27 protein-coding genes and 1 rRNA gene are annotated in these 23509 nt (G+C 41.1%); 10 read left to right on the plus strand and 18 right to left on the minus strand.

Going from position 1 to position 23509, the window contains the following annotated elements; translation table 11 throughout:
* Positions 1-139: ribosomal RNA gene (locus AOG27_RS19950) — 16S ribosomal RNA — on the minus strand; the annotation flags it as partial.
* A 534-nt stretch (positions 140-673) separates the two neighbouring features.
* On the opposite strand from AOG27_RS19950, the gene AOG27_RS19960 reads away from it, so the two are divergent.
* Positions 674-1207: a gamma carbonic anhydrase family protein gene (locus tag AOG27_RS19960; protein ID WP_054554755.1), complete on the plus strand. Its 534-nt coding sequence runs from the start codon at positions 674-676 to the stop codon at positions 1205-1207.
* Here the strand turns inward: AOG27_RS19960 and AOG27_RS19965 are convergent.
* Entirely contained in the window at positions 1204-1458 is a 255-nt protein-coding gene (locus AOG27_RS19965; RefSeq protein ID WP_054554756.1) for a DUF1488 domain-containing protein, read from the minus strand. The genes AOG27_RS19960 and AOG27_RS19965 overlap by 4 nt on opposite strands.
* A complete protein-coding gene (aroE, locus tag AOG27_RS19970) occupies positions 1455-2279 on the minus strand; it encodes a shikimate dehydrogenase (RefSeq protein WP_054554757.1) in 825 nt (274 codons plus the stop codon). Before aroE ends, AOG27_RS19965 begins: the two co-directional genes overlap by 4 nt.
* Positions 2280-2320: 41 nt before the next feature.
* On the opposite strand from aroE, the gene AOG27_RS19975 reads away from it, so the two are divergent.
* Complete coding sequence (locus tag AOG27_RS19975) at positions 2321-2752, plus strand: group II truncated hemoglobin (RefSeq protein WP_054554758.1); 432 nt, start codon at positions 2321-2323, stop codon at positions 2750-2752.
* A 61-nt stretch (positions 2753-2813) separates the two neighbouring features.
* Here AOG27_RS19975 and AOG27_RS19980 read toward each other — a convergent pair whose 3' ends face one another.
* Positions 2814-3509, minus strand: coding sequence for an NUDIX hydrolase (locus tag AOG27_RS19980; protein ID WP_054554759.1), 696 nt, complete (start codon positions 3507-3509; stop codon positions 2814-2816).
* 149 nt (positions 3510-3658) lie between these two features.
* Here AOG27_RS19980 and prs point away from each other — a divergent pair, with 149 nt between their 5' ends.
* The 4 genes from prs (at position 3659) to AOG27_RS20000 (ending at position 8362) form a co-directional block, all read left to right on the plus strand.
* Positions 3659-4513, plus strand: a complete 855-nt coding sequence (gene prs, locus AOG27_RS19985) for a ribose-phosphate diphosphokinase (RefSeq protein ID WP_054554760.1) — start codon at positions 3659-3661, stop codon at positions 4511-4513.
* 10 nt (positions 4514-4523) lie between these two features.
* Positions 4524-6119: a nicotinate phosphoribosyltransferase gene (locus AOG27_RS19990; protein ID WP_054554761.1), complete on the plus strand. Its 1596-nt coding sequence runs from the start codon at positions 4524-4526 to the stop codon at positions 6117-6119.
* A 128-nt stretch (positions 6120-6247) separates the two neighbouring features.
* Positions 6248-7843, plus strand: coding sequence for a methyl-accepting chemotaxis protein (locus AOG27_RS19995; RefSeq protein ID WP_054554762.1), 1596 nt, complete (start codon positions 6248-6250; stop codon positions 7841-7843).
* Between the two features lie 66 nt (positions 7844-7909).
* Positions 7910-8362, plus strand: a complete 453-nt coding sequence (locus tag AOG27_RS20000) for a hypothetical protein (protein ID WP_054554763.1) — start codon at positions 7910-7912, stop codon at positions 8360-8362.
* Here AOG27_RS20000 and hemF read toward each other — a convergent pair.
* From hemF to AOG27_RS20030, 6 genes are all read right to left on the minus strand, one after another.
* A complete protein-coding gene (hemF, locus tag AOG27_RS20005; RefSeq protein WP_054554764.1) occupies positions 8359-9309 on the minus strand; it encodes an oxygen-dependent coproporphyrinogen oxidase in 951 nt (316 codons plus the stop codon). The genes AOG27_RS20000 and hemF overlap by 4 nt on opposite strands.
* Before the next feature lie 2 nt (positions 9310-9311).
* A complete protein-coding gene (locus tag AOG27_RS20010; protein WP_054554765.1) occupies positions 9312-9878 on the minus strand; it encodes an L-threonylcarbamoyladenylate synthase in 567 nt (188 codons plus the stop codon).
* Positions 9879-9912: 34 nt separating this feature from the next.
* The gene (locus AOG27_RS20015) at positions 9913-10482 is read right to left on the minus strand and encodes a type I DNA topoisomerase (RefSeq protein ID WP_054554766.1); all 570 of its coding nucleotides are present in this window, start codon (positions 10480-10482) and stop codon (positions 9913-9915) included.
* Positions 10483-10553: 71 nt separating this feature from the next.
* Positions 10554-11027 (minus strand): DUF494 family protein, encoded by a 474-nt coding sequence (locus tag AOG27_RS20020; RefSeq protein ID WP_054554767.1) that lies wholly within the window; start codon positions 11025-11027, stop codon positions 10554-10556.
* Positions 11020-12117 carry a DNA-processing protein DprA gene (gene dprA, locus AOG27_RS20025; protein WP_054554768.1) on the minus strand — a complete coding sequence of 366 codons (1098 nt, stop codon included), beginning with the start codon at positions 12115-12117 and terminating at the stop codon, positions 11020-11022. Before dprA ends, AOG27_RS20020 begins: the two co-directional genes overlap by 8 nt.
* A 30-nt stretch (positions 12118-12147) precedes the next feature.
* Entirely contained in the window at positions 12148-13266 is a 1119-nt protein-coding gene (locus AOG27_RS20030) for a LysM peptidoglycan-binding domain-containing protein (RefSeq protein WP_054554769.1), read from the minus strand.
* A 118-nt stretch (positions 13267-13384) separates the two neighbouring features.
* Between AOG27_RS20030 and def the strand changes: the two genes are divergently transcribed.
* Genes def through trkA form a run of 4 tightly spaced genes read left to right on the plus strand, consistent with a single transcriptional unit; the run spans position 13385 to position 17536 of the window.
* Positions 13385-13894: a peptide deformylase gene (gene def, locus AOG27_RS20035; protein WP_054554770.1), complete on the plus strand. Its 510-nt coding sequence runs from the start codon at positions 13385-13387 to the stop codon at positions 13892-13894.
* 20 nt (positions 13895-13914) lie between these two features.
* The gene (fmt, locus tag AOG27_RS20040; protein ID WP_054554771.1) at positions 13915-14868 is read left to right on the plus strand and encodes a methionyl-tRNA formyltransferase; all 954 of its coding nucleotides are present in this window, start codon (positions 13915-13917) and stop codon (positions 14866-14868) included.
* The gene (gene rsmB / locus AOG27_RS20045) at positions 14861-16147 is read left to right on the plus strand and encodes a 16S rRNA (cytosine(967)-C(5))-methyltransferase RsmB (protein WP_054554772.1); all 1287 of its coding nucleotides are present in this window, start codon (positions 14861-14863) and stop codon (positions 16145-16147) included. The genes fmt and rsmB overlap by 8 nt, the downstream gene beginning before the upstream one ends.
* A 12-nt stretch (positions 16148-16159) precedes the next feature.
* A complete protein-coding gene (trkA, locus tag AOG27_RS20050) occupies positions 16160-17536 on the plus strand; it encodes a Trk system potassium transporter TrkA (RefSeq protein WP_054554773.1) in 1377 nt (458 codons plus the stop codon).
* 84 nt (positions 17537-17620) lie between these two features.
* Here trkA and AOG27_RS20055 read toward each other — a convergent pair whose 3' ends face one another.
* The 8 genes from AOG27_RS20055 to pepQ all read right to left on the minus strand — a co-directional run bounded on the left by AOG27_RS20055 (position 17621) and on the right by pepQ (position 23478).
* Positions 17621-17839, minus strand: a complete 219-nt coding sequence (locus AOG27_RS20055) for an EF-hand domain-containing protein (RefSeq protein WP_054554774.1) — start codon at positions 17837-17839, stop codon at positions 17621-17623.
* Positions 17840-17925: 86 nt separating this feature from the next.
* Positions 17926-18141 carry a calmodulin gene (locus tag AOG27_RS20060; RefSeq protein WP_054554775.1) on the minus strand — a complete coding sequence of 72 codons (216 nt, stop codon included), beginning with the start codon at positions 18139-18141 and terminating at the stop codon, positions 17926-17928.
* A 140-nt stretch (positions 18142-18281) separates the two neighbouring features.
* Positions 18282-18494 (minus strand): calmodulin, encoded by a 213-nt coding sequence (locus tag AOG27_RS20065; protein ID WP_054554776.1) that lies wholly within the window; start codon positions 18492-18494, stop codon positions 18282-18284.
* 67 nt (positions 18495-18561) lie between these two features.
* Complete coding sequence (locus tag AOG27_RS20070) at positions 18562-18771, minus strand: calmodulin (RefSeq protein WP_054554777.1); 210 nt, start codon at positions 18769-18771, stop codon at positions 18562-18564.
* Between the two features lie 468 nt (positions 18772-19239).
* Positions 19240-19896 carry a flagellar brake domain-containing protein gene (locus tag AOG27_RS20075; protein WP_235523724.1) on the minus strand — a complete coding sequence of 219 codons (657 nt, stop codon included), beginning with the start codon at positions 19894-19896 and terminating at the stop codon, positions 19240-19242.
* A 36-nt stretch (positions 19897-19932) separates the two neighbouring features.
* A complete protein-coding gene (locus AOG27_RS20080) occupies positions 19933-21384 on the minus strand; it encodes a TrkH family potassium uptake protein (RefSeq protein ID WP_054554779.1) in 1452 nt (483 codons plus the stop codon).
* A 95-nt stretch (positions 21385-21479) separates the two neighbouring features.
* Positions 21480-22097: a YigZ family protein gene (locus AOG27_RS20085; protein ID WP_054554780.1), complete on the minus strand. Its 618-nt coding sequence runs from the start codon at positions 22095-22097 to the stop codon at positions 21480-21482.
* Positions 22098-22155: 58 nt separating this feature from the next.
* Positions 22156-23478 (minus strand): Xaa-Pro dipeptidase, encoded by a 1323-nt coding sequence (gene pepQ / locus AOG27_RS20090; protein WP_054554781.1) that lies wholly within the window; start codon positions 23476-23478, stop codon positions 22156-22158.
* Positions 23479-23509: the final 31 nt, after the last annotated feature.

Genomic DNA, 23509 nt, shown 5'->3' on the forward strand with positions numbered 1-23509 from the left:
TAAGGCATATTCCCAAGCATTACTCACCCGTCCGCCGCTCGTCAGCAGAGTAGCAAGCTACTCTCTGTTACCGCTCGACTTGCATGTGTTAGGCCTGCCGCCAGCGTTCAATCTGAGCCATGATCAAACTCTTCAATTAAAAGTTTTTTGAAACCGAAGTTTCGTGCTCAATGAATTCTGTATAAATTGACTATATAGTCACTCATAAGAAATTGAGACTCTAAATTTGTTTGCTCCACTTAGTAAACTAAGCTTCGCTGTTAGAACTCAACCTGTACGAGTGCCCACACAGATGATTGCTTTATATTGTTAAAGAACGTTGCGACGTTGTCGCTAGGGATGCGTATAATACATCCTTAATTTTTCGAGTCAATACTTAATTTCAAACTTTCTTTCGATTATTTGAAACCGAAGTTTCACTTAACTCTCTGCTACGTTGTTCAGCGTCTTTCGTTGCTGCCCGCCGTGTCAGTGGGGTCGCATTATAGGGAGATGGATTTTTTACGCAAGCACTTTTTTCAATAAAATTTAAAAAAACGTACTGTTCGCTCAGCTTTTGAACTAAACCCCCTAAAACTGGCTGTTTAGCAGTCAATTTAGCTCTGTTTTGGTGTATTTATTTGCTTCGCTGTTACACTAGACTGAGCGCATTTTAAAATTAAAAGGTGAATTTATGACTATCCGTTCTTATAAAGGGATCACTCCGACATACGATAATAGTGTTTATATTGATGAGTCATCGGTTTTAGTGGGTGATATTACGCTTGGTAAAGATTCAAGTGTATGGCCTCTTGTTGCTGCGCGAGGTGATGTTAACTATATACGTATTGGTGAACGTACGAATATTCAAGACGGCAGTGTTTTACATTTAACACGTGCCTCTCAGTCAAACCCCGATGGCTACCCTCTTATTATTGGTGATGATGTCACTGTTGGTCATAAAGTTATGCTACACGGCTGCCAACTTGGTAATCGTATACTTGTTGGGATGGGCGCAATTGTGATGGACAACGCAATTGTTGAAGATGATGTGATCATTGGTGGTGGTTCATTAGTACCACCTAACAAGCGTTTAGAGTCTGGTTACCTTTATGTCGGTAGCCCTGTTAAACAGGCTCGCCCTTTAACAGAGCAAGAGCGCGCCTTTTTAAATATCTCTGCTGATAATTATGTTCAGCTTAAAGATGAATACTTAGCTGAGGGCTAAAACACCTCGGTTAATTCGATTTGTCCTGCCGAGTTATACTGCTCATCTTCGATCAGCTGCTCGGCGAGCTCTTCGTAATCGAAACGATAAGATTCAAAGTAATTAACTGCACTGCTTTGATCTGCAAAATCATACTTGCTGGTATCAATAACACACTCCACCATAAAGCCACTAACTTGGGCAAAAAACACCAACTGCTTTTCTTCAGGCTTAAATTCGAGTCTGTCTATAAATTGGATAGCTTGATTCACGCAATTTCTCCTGCTTTAAGCGCGCTAACAACGGGGATGATTTCTGGCATTTTATTGCGCCATACAAAATAAGCCTGTGCCGCTTGACCAACAAGCATGCCACAACCATCGAGAGTTAAACATGTTGGGTTAATCGACTTAACCCAACATGTAAATGTCGTATCATCATTCGCGTAAAACATATCGTAAGCGCACTGACACTTAGCAACGCACTCTTTTGCTATACCTGGCAAGTCTCCCGTTACACTGCTTGAGGTTGAATTAATCACCACATCATAGTTGTTTGCTGGGATATCATTCAAAGCAAAGCCCTGCACATCAATTTCACCATTAAAATGACTCGCTAGCGCCTTTGCTTTTTCGGCGGTACGGTTGGCTATTGTTAAGCTTTCGATTTGCTCATTCAATAATGGCTGAATAACACCGCGCGCCGCACCACCAGCGCCAATAAGCAGTACTCGCTGCCTTTTTAAGGTGACTTTATTGGCTAAAAGATCTTTAACAAGCCCTACACCATCGGTGTTATCCCCCAGCAGGCTACCATCTTCGAGTTGTTTAATCGTGTTTACTGCTCCGGCTATTTTCGCTTGCTCTGTAAGTTCATCGACCATGGCAAACGCTTGCTCTTTAAATGGCAAGGTGACATTAGCCCCTTTACCACCCGCAGCGAAAAACTCAGCGACAGTTTTTTCAAATGCATCTGTTGGTGCTAAAATGGCGCTGTATTGTATTTGCTCGTTTAATGATGCAGCAAATTGTGCGTGTATTGCGGGTGATTTCGAATGTTTTATTGGATTTCCAAAAACCGCGTATTTGTCCATAGTGAAGCAACCTCTTCGCCCTGTAGAGCTTTATTAATATTATGATTAAACGACTTTTTTCTAAATCGAAACCAACGCCTGAAACACCTACCCCAGAAAAAACACCTTACGAAATTATTGGCGGTGAAGCAGGAGCTCGAGCAATTGCAAATCGATTTTACGACATAATGGCCACAGATGAATACGCCAAACCATTATATGATATGCATCCGCAGCCTTTAGATAGAATTCGCCAAGTCTTCTTTGAATTTTTATCGGGCTGGCTGGGCGGCCCTGACCTATTCGTTGAAAAATATGGTCACCCAATGCTAAGAAAGCGTCACATGCCTTTCCCTATTGATCAAGACCTACGTGACCAATGGATGCATTGTATGAATAAAACGCTTGATATCGAGATTGATAACCCACTCCTGCGCGAAGGGTTAAGACAATCGTTATCGCAACTCGCCAGCCATATGATCAATCAGAACTAATATTAGTAATCATATTAGACAAGCAATTCTTAACGGGTATAAGAATTACTTGTCCATAAACTTAATAACTCAAGTTTCGCTCAAAGTTTACTATGTCCACATTAGGCTTGACCTTATAGAGGTGAGCCAAGCGACCTCCGGATTTTATTTTTTCATCCACTTTTTCTAAAATATCTGCTGCATCAATACGTCTAATAATAGTCTTACGCTGAACAGGTTTTCCTAAAATTGCTTCAAGTACTGACTTAAATTGCCCAATGGTGAAAAGTTCCGGTAAACAAAAAATCGGAACCATAGAATATAGAGCTTTTTGTTTAAGCCTTTGCTGAGCGTGCTCAATTATGTGCTTATGATCAAAAGCAATTGGTAATATGTCTAGCTCCTCGATCGAAACCCATTTGGCATCATCAACTGTTTCGATATGTGTTGATGCTTCCACAGCTGATGTCAAAGCATAATATACCAAAGTAACACTATACCCACGGGGATCTCTGGCAAGGCCCGAGTATGTATGTAACTGTTCAAGATACTGAGGGGCAACATTAGTTTTTTCTTTTAATTTTCGCAATGCAGTCATATCAGCACTATGATCAATATCGATGTCTATAAACCCCCCTGGCAATGCCCAGCAACCTATATAAGGCTCACTGGCACGCTTAACCAATAGTACTTTCAGCTCTTTATCGATTACGGTAAATAACACACTATCAACTGTAAACAATGGATTTTTAAAATCAGAGTCTTTATTGCCGCTCATTCTTCACCTCTATTGATGTCGTAAGGACACATTAAATATAAACCCCCCCTATTTCAAGACTTACTAATTTTATAAATAGTTATTGATTATAGCTGAGCCATCTGATAAGTTAATTGTGTCACTGAGACACAAAGATAAAGGGACTTGAAATGAATATATATAGTTATAACTCAACCGGTACTAAAACACTTATTCCTTTTGAATATTTCACTTTTTCAGGTGGTGAAGAGCATATAAGGCTCTCTCACGAGCTATTATCAGACAGCGTGAAAGTCGAGATTTTTGACCGATTGACTGACTCATCAAAAATAATGCGATTGATGATAGCTGTTGATTCTTTAAAAAGAGTCATATCGGCTTACACTCCTATTGAATTAGTTATCCCATACTTTCCATATGCGCGACAGGACAGAGTATGTGTTACTGGAGAAGCCTTCGGAGCGAGAGTTATGGCTAATTTTATAAATAACTTAGGCTTTTCAAAAGTGACCATTTGGGATGCACATAGTGACGTATCCCCCGCTTTATTAGATAGAGTTGAAAATATAGAACAAGTCACAATACTTCAAAAGTGTGCGAAGTTATCAAACTTGCTTGCGAATGGAGATATCACTCTCATATCTCCTGATGCAGGTGCTAGTAAAAAAACTCTGAAAATTTCACAACAATTTAACGGCGTACCCGATATTATACAAGCTAATAAGGTAAGAAACTTAAAAACAGGCGAGATCACCAAAACTGAAATTCTTGGAAATGTAAAAGGGAAGCATGTTCTGATAGTAGATGACATTTGTGACGGCGGAAGAACCTTTGTTGAACTCGCAAAAGAGCTCAAAGCTGAAGGTTCACTAAGCATTACTTTATTTATTACGCACGGAATTTTTTCAAAAGGTCTTGAAGTTTTTAATGGACTAATTGAACACATCTATACAACTGACTCATTTAAACCTGCGCATGAGTTTATTGAGAACGAAAACATTAATTTACACATCATTGAGATGTAAGGAGTACATCATGGTTATATCAGCTGCAAGTATGCAAAAAGATGTTTATAAAGAGTTTCATAGTAGAGCTTACCACCCTGACGTTACAGAGGTTTATGCCAATTACACCTCCCGCAGCGGTAAGCTCAGTAATGTGATCGACAACGACAAAGTAGCTTTTGTTGGACTGCAATACTTTATCAAAAGTTACTTGCAAGCAGAGTGGAACGATTTCTTTAATCTTGATAAACAAACCGCAGTCTCTACCCATCAACGTATAATGACTTCAATGCTCGGGTATGAAGTAGATGTGAAGTATCTAGAGGACTTGCATGACCTTGGGTATTTACCACTAAAAATAAAAGCACTTCCAGAGGGCACATTGGTACCTTATTTAGTACCACCAATAACAATAGTAAATACAAAAGCAGGGTTTCAATGGCTAACAAATATGATTGAAACTGTTTTAAGTTGTGAGAACTGGCCTATTCAAACCAGTACAACTACTTCGGTAGCATATTTAAAAACATTTAAAGAGTTTGCCAATAAAACGGGGTTACCAAAAGAATTTGTCCCGTTTCAGGGCCACGACTTCAGCTTTAGAGGGATGTTTGGCAAACAAGCTGCAGCAATGAGTGGCTTCGGTCACTTAGCATCAGGCCTAGTGGGTACTGATACTATACCTGCGGTTCTTTTTGCTGAGAAGTATTATGGAGCAAACGTCGACAAAGAACTGGTTGGCTGTTCTGTTGATGCTACAGAACATTCAGTCACTTGCTCTTGGATCTTAGAAGGCGAAATCGAATTTTTTAAGTACCTTATGAAAGTGCAATCTCCCAAAGGTATTTTAAGTGTCGTATCTGATACATGGGACTTTTGGACTTTAGTGACTGATTATCTTCCACAATTAAAAGAAGAAATCATGGCACGTGAAGGGACACTCGTTATCCGCCCAGATTCAGGAGATCCAGTCAAAATTCTTACAGGATATAAAATATCACCTATCTCAGACTATAAAGAATTATTTCAATCACAAAATGATGCTGAACTTGCTGCTAAACAGCAAGGTTATGAAGCATATAGATATAATGGCGATTACTTTGGCATAGACAATAACTGCTCTTTTAAGTTGATGGAATGTGAAGTCAAAGGGCTCATTGAGTGTTTATGGGAAACCTTTGGCGGCACTTTAACTTCAAAAGGATATAAATTATTAGATGAACATATAGGTGCAATTTATGGCGACGCTATAACATTGACACGCCAACGAGATATTCTGCAAAGGCTAATGGATAAAGGTTTTGCATCTAAAGTTGTTTTAGGTATTGGCTCTTATAGCTACCAATACGTTACTCGGGACACACATGGGTCAGCTGTAAAAGCAACAAGTGTCGTTAAAAATGGACAAAGAATTGCTATTTTTAAGGATCCCAAAACAGACGCTAAGAAAAAGTCCTCAAAGGGGTTACTTAAAGTAGAGTTAGTTGATGGTGAGCTTACATTGTTCGATGATGTTTCAGAGCATGAAGAAAAGCAAGGTTTACTTCAGACCGTATACGAAGATGGCAAACTTTTAAAAGAGACAACCCTTAAAGAAATAAGAGCGTTAATTGCTGAGCAAATTTAGTCTAAAAACATTTTATACCCTATTCGATTTAGAGATTGGCAAACTAACGAAGCTTTGCGCTATATCAATGTACGCTTTTTCTAAATAAAGATAATAAATTTTCCTTAATTTAGAAAAAGCGTCGTCAAATGAAGTCTATCCAATTTAAAATTTATGCCTTGTTGGCACTGACAGGCGTATTGGTATTATTTGCCAGTATATTCAGCAGCGCTCAGCAACAGCATGAATTAGCGCAAGATACCGTTGAAAGTAACATAAAACTGCTTGCCGATAATTATTTTGACTCAATTAATACCATGATGCTAACTGGCACCATGGCTAATCGCGAAATTCTGAGTACTAAATTAAGAAGCCATCCTAATATTGCAGATGCTCATATCATTCGTAGTCCAATCGTTAATAAAATTTATGGGCCAGGAAATGCCAACCAAGTTGCGACTAACGATGCTGAGCGAAAAGCGCTAACAGGCACTGAAGCACTATTTATTGATAATCAAAATAGTACGATGACTTATCTAAAGCCTATGTTTGCTCGCAGTGATTATAAAGGAACAAACTGCTTAGGCTGCCATCAAGCACAAGAAGGCGATGTGTTAGGTGTAGTGAAAATTAGTTATTCGTTGGCTGATATTGAGCAAGAAGTATCGCAAAACACCTTAATGAACACGCTACTACTAGCGGCTATTTTCATTACTGCATTTTCACTACTAGCTGTGATGTTTAGAAAAATATTCATCAAACGCTTAAAAGTCATTAGCCACACCATGCACCTGGCAACCACCAATAAAGATTTAAGCCTCACGGTAAATGACAGTAATAATGACGAGCTTAGCTCTCTCGCCACCAGCTTTAATCACATGATAGGCGCGTTTAAAGATAATATTGCCCAAGTCTCCCATTCTTCTAAGGTATTGATCCACTCAGCCGAAAGCATTTATGCCTCAGCGGATACCACCGAGCAAGCGATCTTAAAGCAAAAGCAAGGGACAGATTCGGTCGCTGCCGCCATCAACGAATTAGAAAGCTCATCAAGCGAAGTAAAAAACACCACCCATTTTGCGTCTGAGAAGTCTGAGCACAGTAATCAACTTGCGCAGCAAAGCTTACATGTTGCTGAGCACACTGAGCAAAGTATTAATCAACTTGCGGCAGATGTTAGAGCGGCAGCTGAGCAAGTAAGTCAACTACAAACGCAAACGTTAGACGTTGGTAAAGTACTCGAGGTGATCAGTAGCATTGCCGAGCAAACTAACTTACTTGCACTTAATGCTGCCATTGAGGCAGCTCGTGCTGGTGAAGCTGGCCGAGGCTTTGCTGTGGTAGCCGATGAAGTACGTACTTTAGCAACCCGTACCCATGACTCAACCGACGAAATTCGCCGCACTATCGATAAACTACAAGCTGAAGCAGCACAAACCGTTAATACCATGAATAACTCTTGCGAAGAAGCAGACGAAAGAGCAGTTCAAGTTAAGCAAGTTGCAAAAGCTCTACGTGATATTTCTTCGCAGATGAGCGAAATAAATCAACTTAACGTGCAAATCGCTGATGCCACTGAACAGCAAAATCTAGCAGCTGAAGAAATTAACCAAAGCGTTATAGCAATTAGTGACAATGCCGAGCACTCATTGGTTGATGCCCATGAAAACCAAAAAGTCAGTGAAGAGCTGTTGTCGTTAGCACGGTCACTGGATGAACAAGTAAGACGCTTCAAATTAAGCTAAATTGCGCACTTTTCGTGCAACTGCTAGAGTTGTTATATACATTTCATAGTAAATAAGGATGTTTAAATGAAATTTATAACAACTCTTTTAGTCTGCATTGGGATTATTGCAGCGCTATTATTTACCTATCAGCACAGCGTGAATGATACTGCTGATCAACTAAGCACTATTGATCAATATATTTATCAGGATGATATTCAACAGATTGCTCAATCTCTTATCAGTCAAGATAAAACCTCACAGAGCGATAAACATGAACAAAGCATTGTTGATGGTTTTGATAAGCTTATTCAGCACCCTGAATATTTTGAGGTGAAACTTGATTTCTATGCCTGTGATATTAGTCAATGCTTAACACAGGTTAGTGCCCCCATTGATACACCATCTGATAAGTTAGAGATATTAAAAGCAGAAGTGCTATTTAGTGTCTTGGCAGAGCTGCCTAACAGTGACAGTGTCGCCACCCTCGTTGAGGGTGACAACACAATGTTGATTAGAGTGGTTTCAATACTTGATTAAAGCTGCCACTGACGTGCAACTAAATCTGATTCTTTGCTGTTTAACCAATCTTGCGGACGTAAATAGTACTGATACAGCTTAGCTTCTGGGCTATCTGCAGCAGGTACATAGTTATACTCCCAACGTGCTAATGGTGGCATCGACATCAAAATTGACTCAGTACGTCCGCCTGTTTGTAAGCCAAATAATGTACCGCGGTCCCAAACAAGATTAAATTCAACATAACGACCACGACGATACAGTTGGAAATCGCGTTGCTGTTCGGTTGTCGGCGTGTTTTTACGGCGCTCAATAATAGGAAGGTAAGCATCTAAATAGCCATTTCCTACCGCCTGCATAAACGCAAAGCTTTGTTCAAAGCCAAGCTCATTTAAATCATCAAAGAATAAGCCACCAACACCACGTGTTTCACTGCGGTGTTTTAGATAAAAGTAATCATCACACCAGTTTTTATATTTATCGTAAACTGTTGCACCGAATGGCTGACATAAATCGCTAGCCACCTGATGCCAATGTTGTACATCTTCAAAAACAGGGTAATAAGGGGTTAAATCAAAACCACCACCAAACCACCAAATTGGCTCTTCGCCTTCTTTTTCGGCAATAAAGAAACGGACATTGGCATGGCTAGTTGGAATATGTGGATTATTAGGGTGGATCACTAATGACACACCACATGCATGAAAACTACGACCTGCGAGCTCTGGACGATGCGCTGTTGCAGATGCTGGCATTGACGCGCCAAATACATGCGAGTAGTTAACCCCACCCTGTTCGATGACATTACCACCTTGGATAACACGAGTACGACCACCGCCGCCTTCTGCACGTTGCCAATTATCTTCAACAAATTTTGCTTTGCCATCGGCACTCTCAAGACCCTGACAAATTGTATCTTGTAAGGCCATTAAATAGGTTTTAACTTGTTCGAGTAGCTCGCTTTGCATGTTTATCCTCTAAATACTTTGCCGGTCGCAGCGTCTTTGATCACACTTGGTTGGCTGTTGCCACCTAACGGCTCATCAACATAAAAATCTACCATGTCAGCAAATTCGCTTTTCGCTTGTGCGATAGTCATTACCGTTTCTTGACCGGTTAAGTTTGCACTTGTTGAAACTAACGGCTTACCAAATTGCTGACACAGGGCTTTTACTGTTGGGTGATCAGTTACACGCACAGCAATAGTATCAAATTGACCCGTTAACCACTTTGGCGTTTCTTTTGCTGCCGGCATCACCCAAGTGATAGCACCTGGCCATTGTGAAAAGATATCAGCACGTTTATCCATGGGGATTTTGGCATCATCTACATACTTTAATAACTGGCCATAATTGTCAGCAATTAAAATTAAGCCTTTTTCTACAGGGCGTTGTTTGATGGCTAAAAGCTTTTCAACCGCAGATTGGTTATCAGGATCGCAACCAAGACCAAAAACAGCTTCGGTTGGGTAAACAATCACACCGCCTTGCTGCAAAGCGTCAATTGCATTGGCTGGTTGTGCAACAGGATCAGACAAAGAAACTCTCCTAAATAAACAAATTACAAGTGCATTAAGATTCGACTAACTTATGCATACACGACTTCTGCGGGCATTGTAACACAACACCTGAGGCAGTTTTCTTTTCGATCATAATTGGCCACTGACAGGCAGGACACTCGGTCGCCACAGGTTTATGATTAAGCGTATATTTACAGCGCGGATAGCCATCACAAGAATAAAAGGTTTTGCCAAACTTATTACTACGCGCAACCAGCTGGCCTTTTTTGCATTTCGGGCAAGCAGGTAATTGAGGGGCACCGTCAGGCTCTTCATCATGTGCAATATAGTGGCACTCGGGATAGCCCGTACACCCAATAAACATGCCGTAGCGGCCATTTTTAATTACCAATGGCTTGCCACATTCTGGGCAGGCACTGTCTTCGAGTACTTTTATTTGTTGGCTATCGTGATGAGCTAATGGGCGGATGTAGTCACATTTAGGGTAACTGGCACAGCCTAAAAATGGCCCTGACTTTGAGTTGCGCATAACCAATTCAGAACCGCATTTAGGGCAAACCTCATACTCTTTTTCGAGTGCATGTTTATCTGCAGAAAAAAGAGAATGGTCGATTTTACTCATAAGATTCCTGTGGGGTTGGCTAATTTTCGCCTAATATACCCAAACTCAACAAAGATACAAGCAAAGTCGAATTAATGTAATACATCGGTTGGTTCGTCAAATATTAAGTCTTCCATTTGTGCGTAAGCTTGCTCTGATCCAGGTACATTAAATAACACCATCAGCACTACCCACTTTAGATCTTCCAAAGAAATAAATGGTTTATCTAAAGCGCAAAGCCTATCTATCACCATTTCGCGGGTTACGGTGTTAATCACACCAATTTGCTCAATAAACATTAAAAAGCCGCGACACTCAACACTTAACATTTGGCATTCACTATCTGTGTAAATACGCATAGCATGTTGTGGTTGGGCATTAAGGTACGGGTAGATATCGCTTTGTTGTAAGTCTGCAAGTTGCTCTAGCCAATCAAGGGCTTTGTAGATTTCAGGTTTGTTGAAGCCAGCACGAACTAACTCATCGGTAAGTTCGTTCTCTTCAGTAAAGATTTCAGCTTCACTATGGATATAGTTTTCAAAAAGATACATGAGGATGTCAAACATGTTTATGTCCTCCCAGTCTTATATAACCATCTAGTACTCGTTCGATTTTATCTGCGAGCTCTAGGTCGAGTAACCGAGCTTGTACTTCGTCTACAGGTAATTGGCTGCGCTGTGTTATTTGGTCAACACTTGTTACCTCATACCCTATACTTTTGAACACTGGGCAGTCGGGTTCATCTGCTATGGGCTGTTCTATACTATATAGACTGTTTTCACAGAAAAAGCTCACTTCATCAAGAATATCACTAATATTTTCTGTCAATTTAGCGCCTTGCTTAATTAAAAAATGACTCGCCTCTGAAAGTGGGCTTTTTATAGAACCCGGCACTGCAAACACTTCTTTATTCTGCTCAAGTGCATAGCGTACAGTAACCAAAGAGCCACTTTTAATCTGCGCTTCTACAATCAACACACCTAATGATAATCCAGAGATAATACGGTTTCGGCGCGGAAAATTAGCGGCATTAGCAGCAGTGCCTGGTAAGAACTCAGAAACCAATAAGCCCCGCTCTGCAACTTGTTTAATGAGCAAACTATGGCGTTTGGGATAGGCAATATCGATACCCGTACCAAGTACAGCAATGGTGTTTCCTGTTCCTGCTAATGCACCTTTATGGGCTGCGCCATCAATGCCCAAAGCCATACCAGATGTCACCGTCATGCCAACAGAAGATAATTGATGAGCAAATTCAGCGGCTATTTCAAGCCCTGTTGGTGTGGCATTACGGCTACCGACAATTGCTATTTGTGGTGACCGTAATAGCTCAGTGTTACCTAAACAAAATAATAAGATAGGTGCACTGGCTATTTGTTTGAGTAAGGGCGGATAGTTGCTATCAAAATAACTGATCACTTTGATTTTAAGCGTTGATATCTGCTCTTGATAGTGGGCGACTAATTGCCAATCGGTATTAACTAAGTTATCGGCTTGGCTTTGTGATAAGCCCAGCTGCTGAAGCTCTAAACTAGATAACTTAAATAGCTCATCCAGTGGCTGCTTTTGACTTAATGCAATAAGGCTTTTTATCCCAAGCCCTTTACATAAATAAAAGGCAAGCCAATGGGATAGCTTGCCTGAAACCTGTGCCATGCTCCCTCCTTAGAGCGCCCAAATTGTGAGTTAGTTTATAACTGCATAATCTCCAACTCGGATCGGGTGCTGATTTTTCACAATCAATGCGTAGCTAACGTTGTCATATACCTTAAACACCATTAGTTCACCGACTTTTTCCTTTGGCATATGCCATACACTACTGTCTTCGTCACTTTCGATACCGAACAGCTCATTTGCGTCAGTCATGAATTTCTCAAGGCTGTTAGAGTCTTCGCGGTAGCGAGGACCATTGCGGCCGTCATACACTTCTGGTGATTGACGTTGAATATCGAGGACGAAACCCGGTTTCACTTGGTCCGAGCCTAAGTTTAGTACAACAATATCCATGGTACTAAATTCACGCATTTCATTAGCTGACGCGATTATCGTGCCATCTAAAGCCGTGTCTGGACGTTTCATTGTGAAATAGGCAGGCAACATCTGCCCTTCCATTGCTGGCATTAAAAAGTCATGCGGCTTAATTTCTTGTTTTACTAGCTCAACCTTAACTGAGGCAGGAACGCCATTTGCTACATCACCGCTTCTAAATGAGCGAACAATCGCCACAAGCTCAGCTTTATTCGCCAATACTTCATTGGTCTTTGGATCAACAAGGTCATTTCCTTTTCGATAAACCCCATACGCTTCATTTAAATGCAGGTCACCTTTAACATAGAGTGTATGCCCCAAGGTGTTCATTTTAGTATTAACACTAGCGCCTAAAATATAGGGTTTATCAGCAATAATTTCGGCACTAATCGCTTGCTCATAGCTTAAATATGGGCGTAATAATTCCAATGGTAAGGTAGGCACTGCATTTTTGCCTTTTGGAGTGATTCGCCCTTCTGGAGAGAGTTTTTTATAACGCGCATTTTTAACTAAACGAGGATTTCCGTCTTTATCGTAAATTAAAGTGAGCGCATCACCCGGGTATATTAAATGTGGATTCGCAATTTGTGGATTCATTTGCCATAAGTCAGGCCATTGCCAAGGCTCATCTAAATACACACCAGAAATATCCCAAAGTGTGTCGCCCTTTTTTACAACGTATTGTTTTGGCGCATCTTTTTTTATTGTTAACACATCAGCAATTGCAGGAAAAGCACTGCTAAAGGCTAGCAAAGCCGCAACTAGTGGGTATCTCATTTGGCTTCCTTGTGTTGTTTTTCGATTATTATCAACCAAAACCTGTTAAAGGTGAACACGAATGGCTAAAATAAGAGCATACAATACCCTAAATGAATCACAAGTGTAAAAGGTAACTATGGCTAGGTTAGAAGTTTTAAGATTTCCGGATGAGCGTTTACGTACAATCGCGAAAGAAGTGCCAGAAGTAAACGATGAAGTTCGTCAAATCGTCAAAGACATGCTTGAAACTATGTATGACGAAAACGGTATCGGCTTAGCAGCAACGCAAGTAGATATCCACCAGCGCATTGTGGTGATCGATGTATCTGAAGAGCGCGACCAACCGTTAGTGTTAATCAACCCAGAAATCACCAAAAAAGATGGTTCAACGGTGAGTGAAGAAGGCTGTTTATCAGTTCCTTATTCATATGCAAAAGTTGACCGCGCAGAAACAGTCACTGTTAAAGCGCTTAATGAAAATGGTGAAGAATTCAGCCTAGACGCTGACGAGCTATTAGCGATTTGTATTCAGCATGAGCTTGATCACCTTAAAGGCACTCTATTTATTGATTATCTATCACCTTTAAAGCGCCAACGAATCCGTAAAAAGCTTGAGAAAGAAGCTAAGCTGGCAGCTAAATCATAAGTTAATCAATAGGAATATCTGTGACACAACCATTACGCATTATTTTTGCTGGTACGCCGGATTTCGCTGCGCGCCATTTACAAGCACTGATTGACTCAGAGCACGACATTGTTGGTGTATATAGCCAACCAGATCGCCCAGCGGGCCGAGGTAAAAAGCTAAAAGCCAGTGAAGTTAAAGAGCTGGCGCTTGCTCATGATTTACCTGTATTTCAACCGCAATCACTCAAATCAGATGAAGCACTTGCAGAGCTTACCAGCCTGAACGCCGATATTATGATTGTAGTGGCGTACGGCTTACTGTTACCAAAAGCGATTTTAGATGCACCGCGCTTAGGCTGCTTAAACGTGCATGGCTCTATTTTACCGCGCTGGCGTGGTGCTGCACCGATCCAACGTGCTATTTGGGCTGGTGACAACGAAACCGGTGTAACAATAATGCAAATGGATGAAGGCTTAGATACAGGCGACATGCTGCATATCAGCCGTTGCCCAATTGATAGCACAGAAACCAGTAGCTCTTTATACGATAAATTAGCTGCATTGGGTCCTGATGCACTGATCAGTACAATCAACCGTCTTGCTGCAGGTGAAATCACTCCAGAAAAGCAAGATGACGCACAAGCTAATTACGCTAAAAAGTTATCAAAAGACGAAGCCAATATTGATTGGTCAATGGATGCTGCGCAAATTGAGCGTAATATCCGCGCCTTTAATCCATGGCCTGTTTGTTTTACCGAAATGGCAGGACAAACAGTAAAAATTTGGCAAGCCGAAGTTGTATCGCAAACTGCACAAGCCGGTAAAATCATTGCTGCTGATAAGCAAGGTATTACTGTTGGCTGTGGGCAAGATGCACTTAAAATCACCCTTCTTCAACCGCAAGGTAAAAAACCAATGGCTGTTACTGACTTTTTAAATGGTCGCAGTGATTGGGTCGAGCCTGGCTCAGTATTAGGTCAAAGCAATGAGTAATGTAAGAGCACTTGCTGCTGAAACCCTTTACAACGTAGTCGATAAAGGCGCGTCGCTTAATCAAGAGCTACCTTTTGCAAGCCAGGGTTTATCGCCGAAAGATAAAGCTTTACTACAACAAATTTGCTACGGTGTGCTGCGCTATTTACCTAGCCTAGAAAATTATTGCCAGCAACTTTTAGATCAACCACTAAAAGGTAAGCGCCGTATTTTCCAGTTCTTGTTGTATGTGGGTATTTACCAACTTCAACATATGCGTGTACCACCTCATGCAGCAATCAGCGAAACGGTTAATGCGCTTCAGCAAATGCGCGCACTGGGTTTAAAAGGTCTGATTAACGCGATTTTACGCAGTTTCCAACGTGAGCAAGCTGAGCTTGAAGAAAAAGCAAAGCAAATTCCTGTTTGCAAATTTAACCACCCAGGTTGGTTTATCAAACAAGTTACTGCAGCTTATCCTGATAACTGGCAAGAAATTCTTGAAGCGAATCAGTTGCAAGCACCTATGTGGTTACGTGTAAACCAAGCGCAGTACAGCACCCAAGAATACAGCGAGATGCTTAAAGCAAATGATATTGAGCATACCCTTAATGCTGATTTTCCTGATGGTATTAAACTAGCTAAACCGTGTGATGTATACGCATTACCAGAGTTTGATACCGGTGCCTGCTCAGTTCAAGATGCAGCGGCACAATTAGCAGCACGCTTTTTAGATCCACAAAATGATGATGTCATTTTAGATGCGTGTGCAGCGCCAGGTGGTAAAACGTGCCATATCCTAGAACTTGCCGACGCTGACGTATTAGCACTAGATAGCGACAGCGAGCGTCTAGAACGTGTTAAACAAAACTTAGTGCGTATTGGCTTGGCTGCCGATCTACAATGTGCCGATGCTTCACAACCCCATATCTGGTGGGATGAACAGCAATTCGACCGTATTTTGCTTGATGTGCCTTGTTCAGCAACTGGCGTGATCCGTCGTCACCCTGATATTAAGTGGTTACGTCGTGCATCTGATATTGAAGATCTAGCTAACTTACAAGGCGATATCCTAAATAGCATTTGGCCTCTACTTAAGCCTGGTGGTACGCTAGTGTATGCGACCTGCTCTGTATTACCGCAAGAGAACCAACAACAAGTTGCTAAGTTCCTTGCCAATAATCAAAGTGCTGAACACATACCTTTGCATGAAAACGACACCCCTACTTTACCTGGTCTGCAATTACTGCCTGGTGAAAGTGACGGTTTCTATTACGCAAAGCTAGTTAAAAAACACTAATAAGAACAAGCTATGAAAATAATCATACTCGGTGCCGGACAAGTTGGTGGCACATTGGCAGAAAACCTCGTAGGTGAGCAAAATGAGATCACCGTTGTCGATATCGACGGTAACCGTTTGCGAGAGCTACAAGATAAGTACGACTTACAAGGTGTTACCGGTCACAGTGCGCATCCCGATGTATTGCGTCGCGCAGGCGCAGAAGACGCCGATATGATTATTGCCGTAACCAGTTCAGATGAAGTGAACATGGTTGCTTGCCAAGTTGCTTATAGTATTTTTAACACACCAACCAAAATTGCCCGTATTCGCTCAGAGCAATACTTAAAGTACCGTGAAAAGCTATTTCATAATGACGACTTACCTGTTGATCACTACATTGCTCCTGAAGCGCTGGTAACTAAGTATATTCGTCGCTTAATCGACTATCCGGGTGCTTTACAGGTATTACAATTTGCCGATGGCATGTTATCGCTGGTTGCGGTGAAAGCCTATTACGGTGGTTTGCTGGTGGGTTATGCACTTTCAGCCTTGAAAGAGCACATCCCGAATGTCGAAACCCGGGTAGCGGCTATTTATCGTCAAGGTAAAGCGATTAAACCACTTGGCACAACCGTTATCGAAGCGGACGATGAAGTGTTCTTTATCGCTGCAACAAAGCATATTCGCGCAGTCATGAATGAACTTCAAAAGCTCGAACGTTCATACAAAAAGATCATGATCGCCGGTGGTGGTAATATCGGTGCGGGCCTTGCGCGTTCACTTGAGAAAAACCACAGCGTTAAGCTGCTTGAGCGCAATAAAGAGCGTGCAGCACAGCTTTCTGAAATGCTTGATAACACCGTCGTATTTTGTGGCGATGCCTCTGATCAAGAACTGTTATCTGAAGAACATATTGAACAAGTAGATGTTTTCATTGCTGTTACCAATGATGATGAAGCAAACATTATGTCTGCGATGCTGGCAAAGCGCATGGGCGCACAAAAAACCATGGTGCTTATTCAGCGTGGCGCTTATGTAGACTTAGTACAAGGTGGTGAGATTGATATTGCTATTTCGCCTCAGCAAGCCACTATTTCAGCACTACTAACACACGTTCGCCGTGGTGACATTGTTAATGTTTATTCGTTACGTAAAGGCGCAGCAGAAGCTATTGAAGCTGTCGCTCATGGTGATGAGCATACATCTAAAGTTGTTGGTCGAGCTATTGCTGAGATTAAGCTACCAGCTGGAACTACCATTGGTGCAATTGTACGTAACGATGATGTGCTGATTGCCCATGACGATACCGTTATACAGTCTGGCGACCACGTTATCATGTTCTTGATTGATAAAAAGCACATTACAGTTGTTGAAAAGCTATTCCAAGTAAGTGCTATCTTCTTGTAAACGAACGCTTATAAACGAAAAAAGCAGCCATGACAGCTGCTTTACGACTCTTGAAGTGAAAGTACCTAACTTTTCTAAAAGATTCTACTGAATTTGAGCAAACTCTTCTTTTGAAAGTTCGCCATTACCATCGCTATCTAGCTCTGGAAATAACTTTTCAAGCTGCATATTTGCAGATGCTTCTTCTTTGCTGATCACACCATCACCGTCGGTATCGAACGTTGCAAAGCTTACGCCTTGTGCAAAGGCTGCTGATGATGTTGCTAGTGCTAAAATTGCGATTGTTGTGCTTAACTGTTTCATAATAACTACCTTAAATTTTAAAAGAGTGAAATCCGTTTCTGAGATCCTTGCTTAGTGGAAACTGGTATAACTACGTACTAATTCAGTTATTCGGCTTCAGAGAACTCAGCTTCAGTAAGAACGCCGTCGCCATTCACATCTAGTGTTTTAAACTGCGACATAATTTTTGCGTCAACGGCTGCTTCACTTTTGCTAACCACGCCATTACCGTCAACGTCTAGAGTGTCAAAGTCAGATGCTGCAAAAGCTGCTGATGATGATGCAAGTGCGATTAAAGCTAATGTTTTGTTTACTGTTTTCATAATCATATTCCTTCAATATTAAGAGTGTTAGCTGATCACACTTCCAGTGTTGTCCTTTGTCATGGATTCCCTTATCCATTTAGGCTGTCTTTGGCAGCTCAGAACTAATCAGCTAAATAAACTGGTTTTGCTTAATCACATTAAGCTTTTGAAAATTCTTGTTTCGATAACTCACCGTTACCGTCAGTGTCTAGTTCACTGAATTTACTCATAAGCTCTGCATCTACCGATGCTTCGCTTTGGCTGATAACACCATTGCCATCAACATCTAAGGTATCGAAGTCACTCATCGCAAATGCTGCAGATGAAGATACAAGTGCCATAAGTGCTAGTGTTTTATTTACTGTGTTCATAATGTCATTCCTTCAAAATGTGTTGTCTTGAGTTAGAAATCCTTTTCAGTGCGTCCTTACAATGAAATTAAGCTTTTGAGTACTCTTGTTTTGACAGCTCACCGTTGCCGTCTGTATCAAGCTCTTTAAATTGGCTCATTAATGCTTCGCTTACAGATGCTTCGCTTTTGCTGATTGCGCCATCACCATTAACATCTAATGTGTCAAAGTCAGCGGCAAATGCTGCAGATGAAGTTGCAAGAGCTACAAGTGCTAAAGTTTTGTGTAACGTTTTCATAATCACTATTCCTTCAATGTTGTCTCAACTGTGATAAAGGATATGTTCCTGAATCAGTTTTTCTCTGTGTTCGCTAAGACTATTTCAACTTCGATGCCAAAGTTAAAAAGAACAATAAAATCAGTGTATTAAATTAAAATACCGAGAATTAGGGGGAAATAACGCGATTTATTTGTTGCTGTTTTGCAACAAGCTCGGTGGTTGGTTTTTTGTCACCTTTAAAATCAATAAGTTACAAAGATTAAAATGGAGACAATAGCGATTAATTCGGATTAGAAAACAGAAAAGTTAGGGATTGGAAAATAAATACTATCTGAACAACAAAACTTAAAGAAAAAAATCGAAATTAATTTAATTAGTAATGCATTGATTTAATTGGTTATTTAAATTTATTTATAAAATAATTTTAATATCTATAGGGTTAAATTGAGGAAAATAGCCATTTTGTTGCAAAATGGCGAATTGGCATTAACTATCCAACACTGAAAGGTCAATTAAGTGCTCTTCCATGAATTTTTTCATTTCATCTTCACTGGTATCAAGTTGCACACCAAACATAAAGCCACCCGCTCGCTTGCGTACGCTGCATACCTTGCCACTAAACTCACGTTTACTTAGGGTGATTTGGCAGCTTTGTCCTTTAAAAGCGCTTAAGTCCTCCTTGCTATTAATATCAAACTGCACACCTGTCACAGAAATATCTTTAATAAGCCCTGCCAATTTTTGCTCCGAAATCACTAAGTTTGCAGGGAATAAAGTAGGAATACGCGCTTCACTTCGTAAGCTAAACAGCTGCACTTGCTGAGGGAAGTCAAGAAAGATTAAGCGATAAGGGTGCGATGATAAGGCGCTTATTTGCTGGCGAAAAGCAATTACTTGACCACCGCCCGCTTCGAGCACAGCCCGTATAATCACCATCACACCGTCTTTGATGAAATCACTGCCGTTCGCCAATCGCTTTGAGGAAGGGTAATTTAAGATGATGTATTGCTCATTCATCAAGCCAATAAACTCTGTTTTCACACGCTTACTATTTGTTGGTGTGATAATTTCCACATCAACTAAGCTACCAGCAGGAATACAGGTTAACTTTTCTAAATTTAATTGCTTTTGGGTTTTTGGCACTTTTTTGATCTCCATTCCTAGAGAGTTATCCGCCGTTTACCCTCGCCAAAACGTTGGGGTAAATAACACTAATAAAGTAAATATTTCTAAACGACCAAATACCATCGCAATAGTAAGTAGCCATTTTGCCGTATCAGAAATCGCGCCGTAATGAGCAGCGACTTCACCTAAACCAGGGCCTAAGTTATTTAAGCAAGCAGCGGTTGCTGAGAATGCACTGATGTTATCCATACCGGTGCCCATCAGCGCCAACATAATAATGACGAACACTAACGCATAGGCTGAGAAAAAGCCCCAAACGGCTTCTACAACTTTATCTGGGAGTGCTTTTCGGCCTAATTTAATTGAATAAATAGCCCTCGGGTGCACTAGACGATTAAGTTCACGAATACCTTGTAGGTAAAGTAAGAACACCCGCACGACCTTCATACCACCACCGGTAGATCCGGCACAGCCGCCAATAAAACTTGAAAAGATAAGTAAAATAGGTAGGAACAGCGGCCATGCTGAGAAGTTATCAGTCGCAAAGCCCGCGGTTGTACTCATTGAAACTGCTTGGAACATGGCTTGGTCGAGAGTCTCATCACCATCGGCATAAATATTATTTGATGACAGCACAGTAAAGCAGACAATAACTAAGGCTAATTGAATCAATAAAAACACTTTGAATTCAGGGTCGCGTAAATAAACACGAATATTGCGTGACGATACAGCTGCATAGTGCAGCGAAAAGTTAATGGCTGCAATCAGCAAAAACACGACACAGATAAAGTTAATTAATGGGCTATCAAACTGCCCCATTGATGCGTCGTAGGTAGAGAAGCCACCAATCGCAATCGTAGAGAATGCATGACAGATTGCATCAAACCAATCCATCCCTGCAGCCCAGTATGCAAGCGTACAGGCAATCGTCAGCGATACATAGATATACCAAAGGTGCTTTGCAGTATCGGCAATACGCGGTGTCATTTTTGAGTCTTTAACCGGACCAGGTGTTTCTGCACGGTATAGCTGCATACCACCGACACCTAGCATAGGCAGTACCGCGACCGCGAGTACGATGATCCCCATACCACCTAGCCATTGCAGTTGCTGGCGATAAAAGAGCACTGATTTAGGTAGGTATTCTATGCCCGTAAGTACGGTAGCCCCTGTCGTTGTCAGCCCAGAAAAGGCCTCAAATACGGAGTCAGCTAAGGAAAGATTAGGTTCTTGTAAGAACACTAAAGGCACCGCAGCGAAGGTACCTAGTACTAACCAAAACAAGACCACAATCAAGAAGCCTTCACGGGCTTTAAGATCACCATGTTCATGACGGTTTGGATAATAAGCCGCTAAACCAATTACAACACTAAAGATAAAAGCGAGAACGAATGGCACACCACCACCGTCTTTGTAGATCAAAGACACCAGTGCCGGTGGCACCATAGTGATACTAAATAACGCCACCAGCTGGCCGAGAATTTTTATTATGGTACGAAATTGCATCTAGGCGTATCGCTTTCTTATTAAATGTTTAGCTAATACAGTTTATTGTCTTACAGGCTTAATTGTAAGTAAACGGAATGTATTATTTTTACATTTCAAACTTTTCTGACTTTTAGGCTAACTTCGCCATGAGTCAATTCATGGATATCATCAATCGCTTGCTCTGCCTGACGGCTATCGATTTCAATTTGCCAAGTGATGTTCTCTGCAAATTGTTTTTCGATATTAAGCACCTGATACTGATTTTTTAATAACTGCTCGATTGCACCTTGTACGCTGTAATCACTTTGACCTATCAGCTCAATACTCGGTACCTTGGTAATGGTTTTAAGCTCACGCATGGCATTATTTAAACTACCGCCGTAAGCACGAACTAGCCCACCTGTACCAAGCTTGATGCCCCCGAAATAACGGGTTACCACCGCTGTAATTTCACCAATACCAGAGCCAGTTAATACATTGAGCATTGGTTTACCTGCTGTGCCATTGGGTTCACCATCATCAGAAAAGCCATACACATGACTGCCACCAGGGTTACCCGCAACATGTGCCCAGCAATTATGACGAGCATCGCTGTATTTATCTTGAATTTCTTTAATAAAGGCTTTTGCTGACGCAAGATCAGGAGTGTGGGCAATATGCACAATAAAGGTGCTTTTTTTGATTTCTTCTTGGTAAAAAACCGGCTCAGCCGGATATTGGTATTCAGACATAATTGCTTATCTAAAAAAAATGGGGCCTACTGGCCCCGATATTCACGAACCTTTATCGTTAATCTAAGTGTAGATCACGCGTCATGTTTTCTAAGCTATCTTCATGAACGATAATATTATCTTCAATACGGATACCGCCAAATGGCTTAAGCGCTTCAACTTTTTCCCAGTTAATAAACTGTTTGTTGTCAGTTTGCGCAAGGTCACCTAATAACGAGTCGATAAAGTATAAACCAGGTTCAATAGTAAATACTTGGTTCTTTTCGATTAAGCGAGTGCAACGTAGGAAAGGATGACCTTCCGGTGGTGCTTGGTGCGCACCTGTATCATCAGCCATAAAGCCACCCATATCGTGAACTTGTAAACCAAGGTGGTGACCAAGACCATGCGGGAAGAACGTCGACGTAATACCACGTTCCACAATTTCAGCGGCTGGTAATTTCACAATATTAAAGTCGCTTAGTACTTGCGCTACACGCTGGTGACAATCTAAATGCAATTCACCGTATAACAGGCCTGGCTTTAATGCTTTACCTAAAGCGATTTGATGCTCAGTCATTACTTTAATTAAGTCGCTAAATTCACCTGACTTTTTAAAGTCATAAGTACGTGTGATATCAGCAGCATAACCATTAAAGTTTGCACCAGCGTCAATAAGGAAAGAATGATGCGTTTGCGGCGCTTTAGGTTCAAAATGCGTGTAATGTAAAATTGCACAGTTCTCATTTAGTGCAACGATATTACCGTAAGGCATTTCGTTTTCACTCTGGCGGGTAGCCATGAGGTAAGCTTGCTGAATATCAAACTCTGAACCACCAGCAAAAAACGTATCACGTGCTGCTTTATGGCCATCTACCGCGATACGGTTAGCTTGTCGTAAACACTCAAGCTCGTATTGTGTTTTATAAGCACGATGAAAATGCAAGTAGTTCATCACTGGCTCTGGATTCATAATGCTAAAGCCCAGTGCTTGCGCTACTTCTAAATATTCACCGATATAAGCATATTTAGCTTTATCATAAGGAAGCAGTTTTTCTACCTGATCTGGCTGTACTAATAATTCAATATCAAAATACTCAGCCCAAAAATCACGTGGTTCGTCAGGCACTTTATGCCAAAAGTCGACAGGACGATAAAAAATCAGTTTCGGCTTAGATGCACCATCAACCACAATCCAGCAATGTGGGTTGTCGATCACTGGTAACCAAGCTTTAAATTGCGGATTCACCTTAAACGGATAATACATGTCATCTAAAAACTGACGTTTAGCCTGACCTGAGTGAATTACTAACCCTTCTAAACCTTCACGCTCTGTAATTGTACGAGTGCGTTGTTGCAAGGTTGCAATATGTTCGGCGTATAGCACCGCTAATTTATCCATAGTAAACCCATCTTTAGTAAATTTAACTTGT

Origin of the sequence: Pseudoalteromonas lipolytica, from assembly GCF_001306915.1 — a bacterium.
Taxonomy (GTDB): domain Bacteria; phylum Pseudomonadota; class Gammaproteobacteria; order Enterobacterales; family Alteromonadaceae; genus Pseudoalteromonas; species Pseudoalteromonas simplex.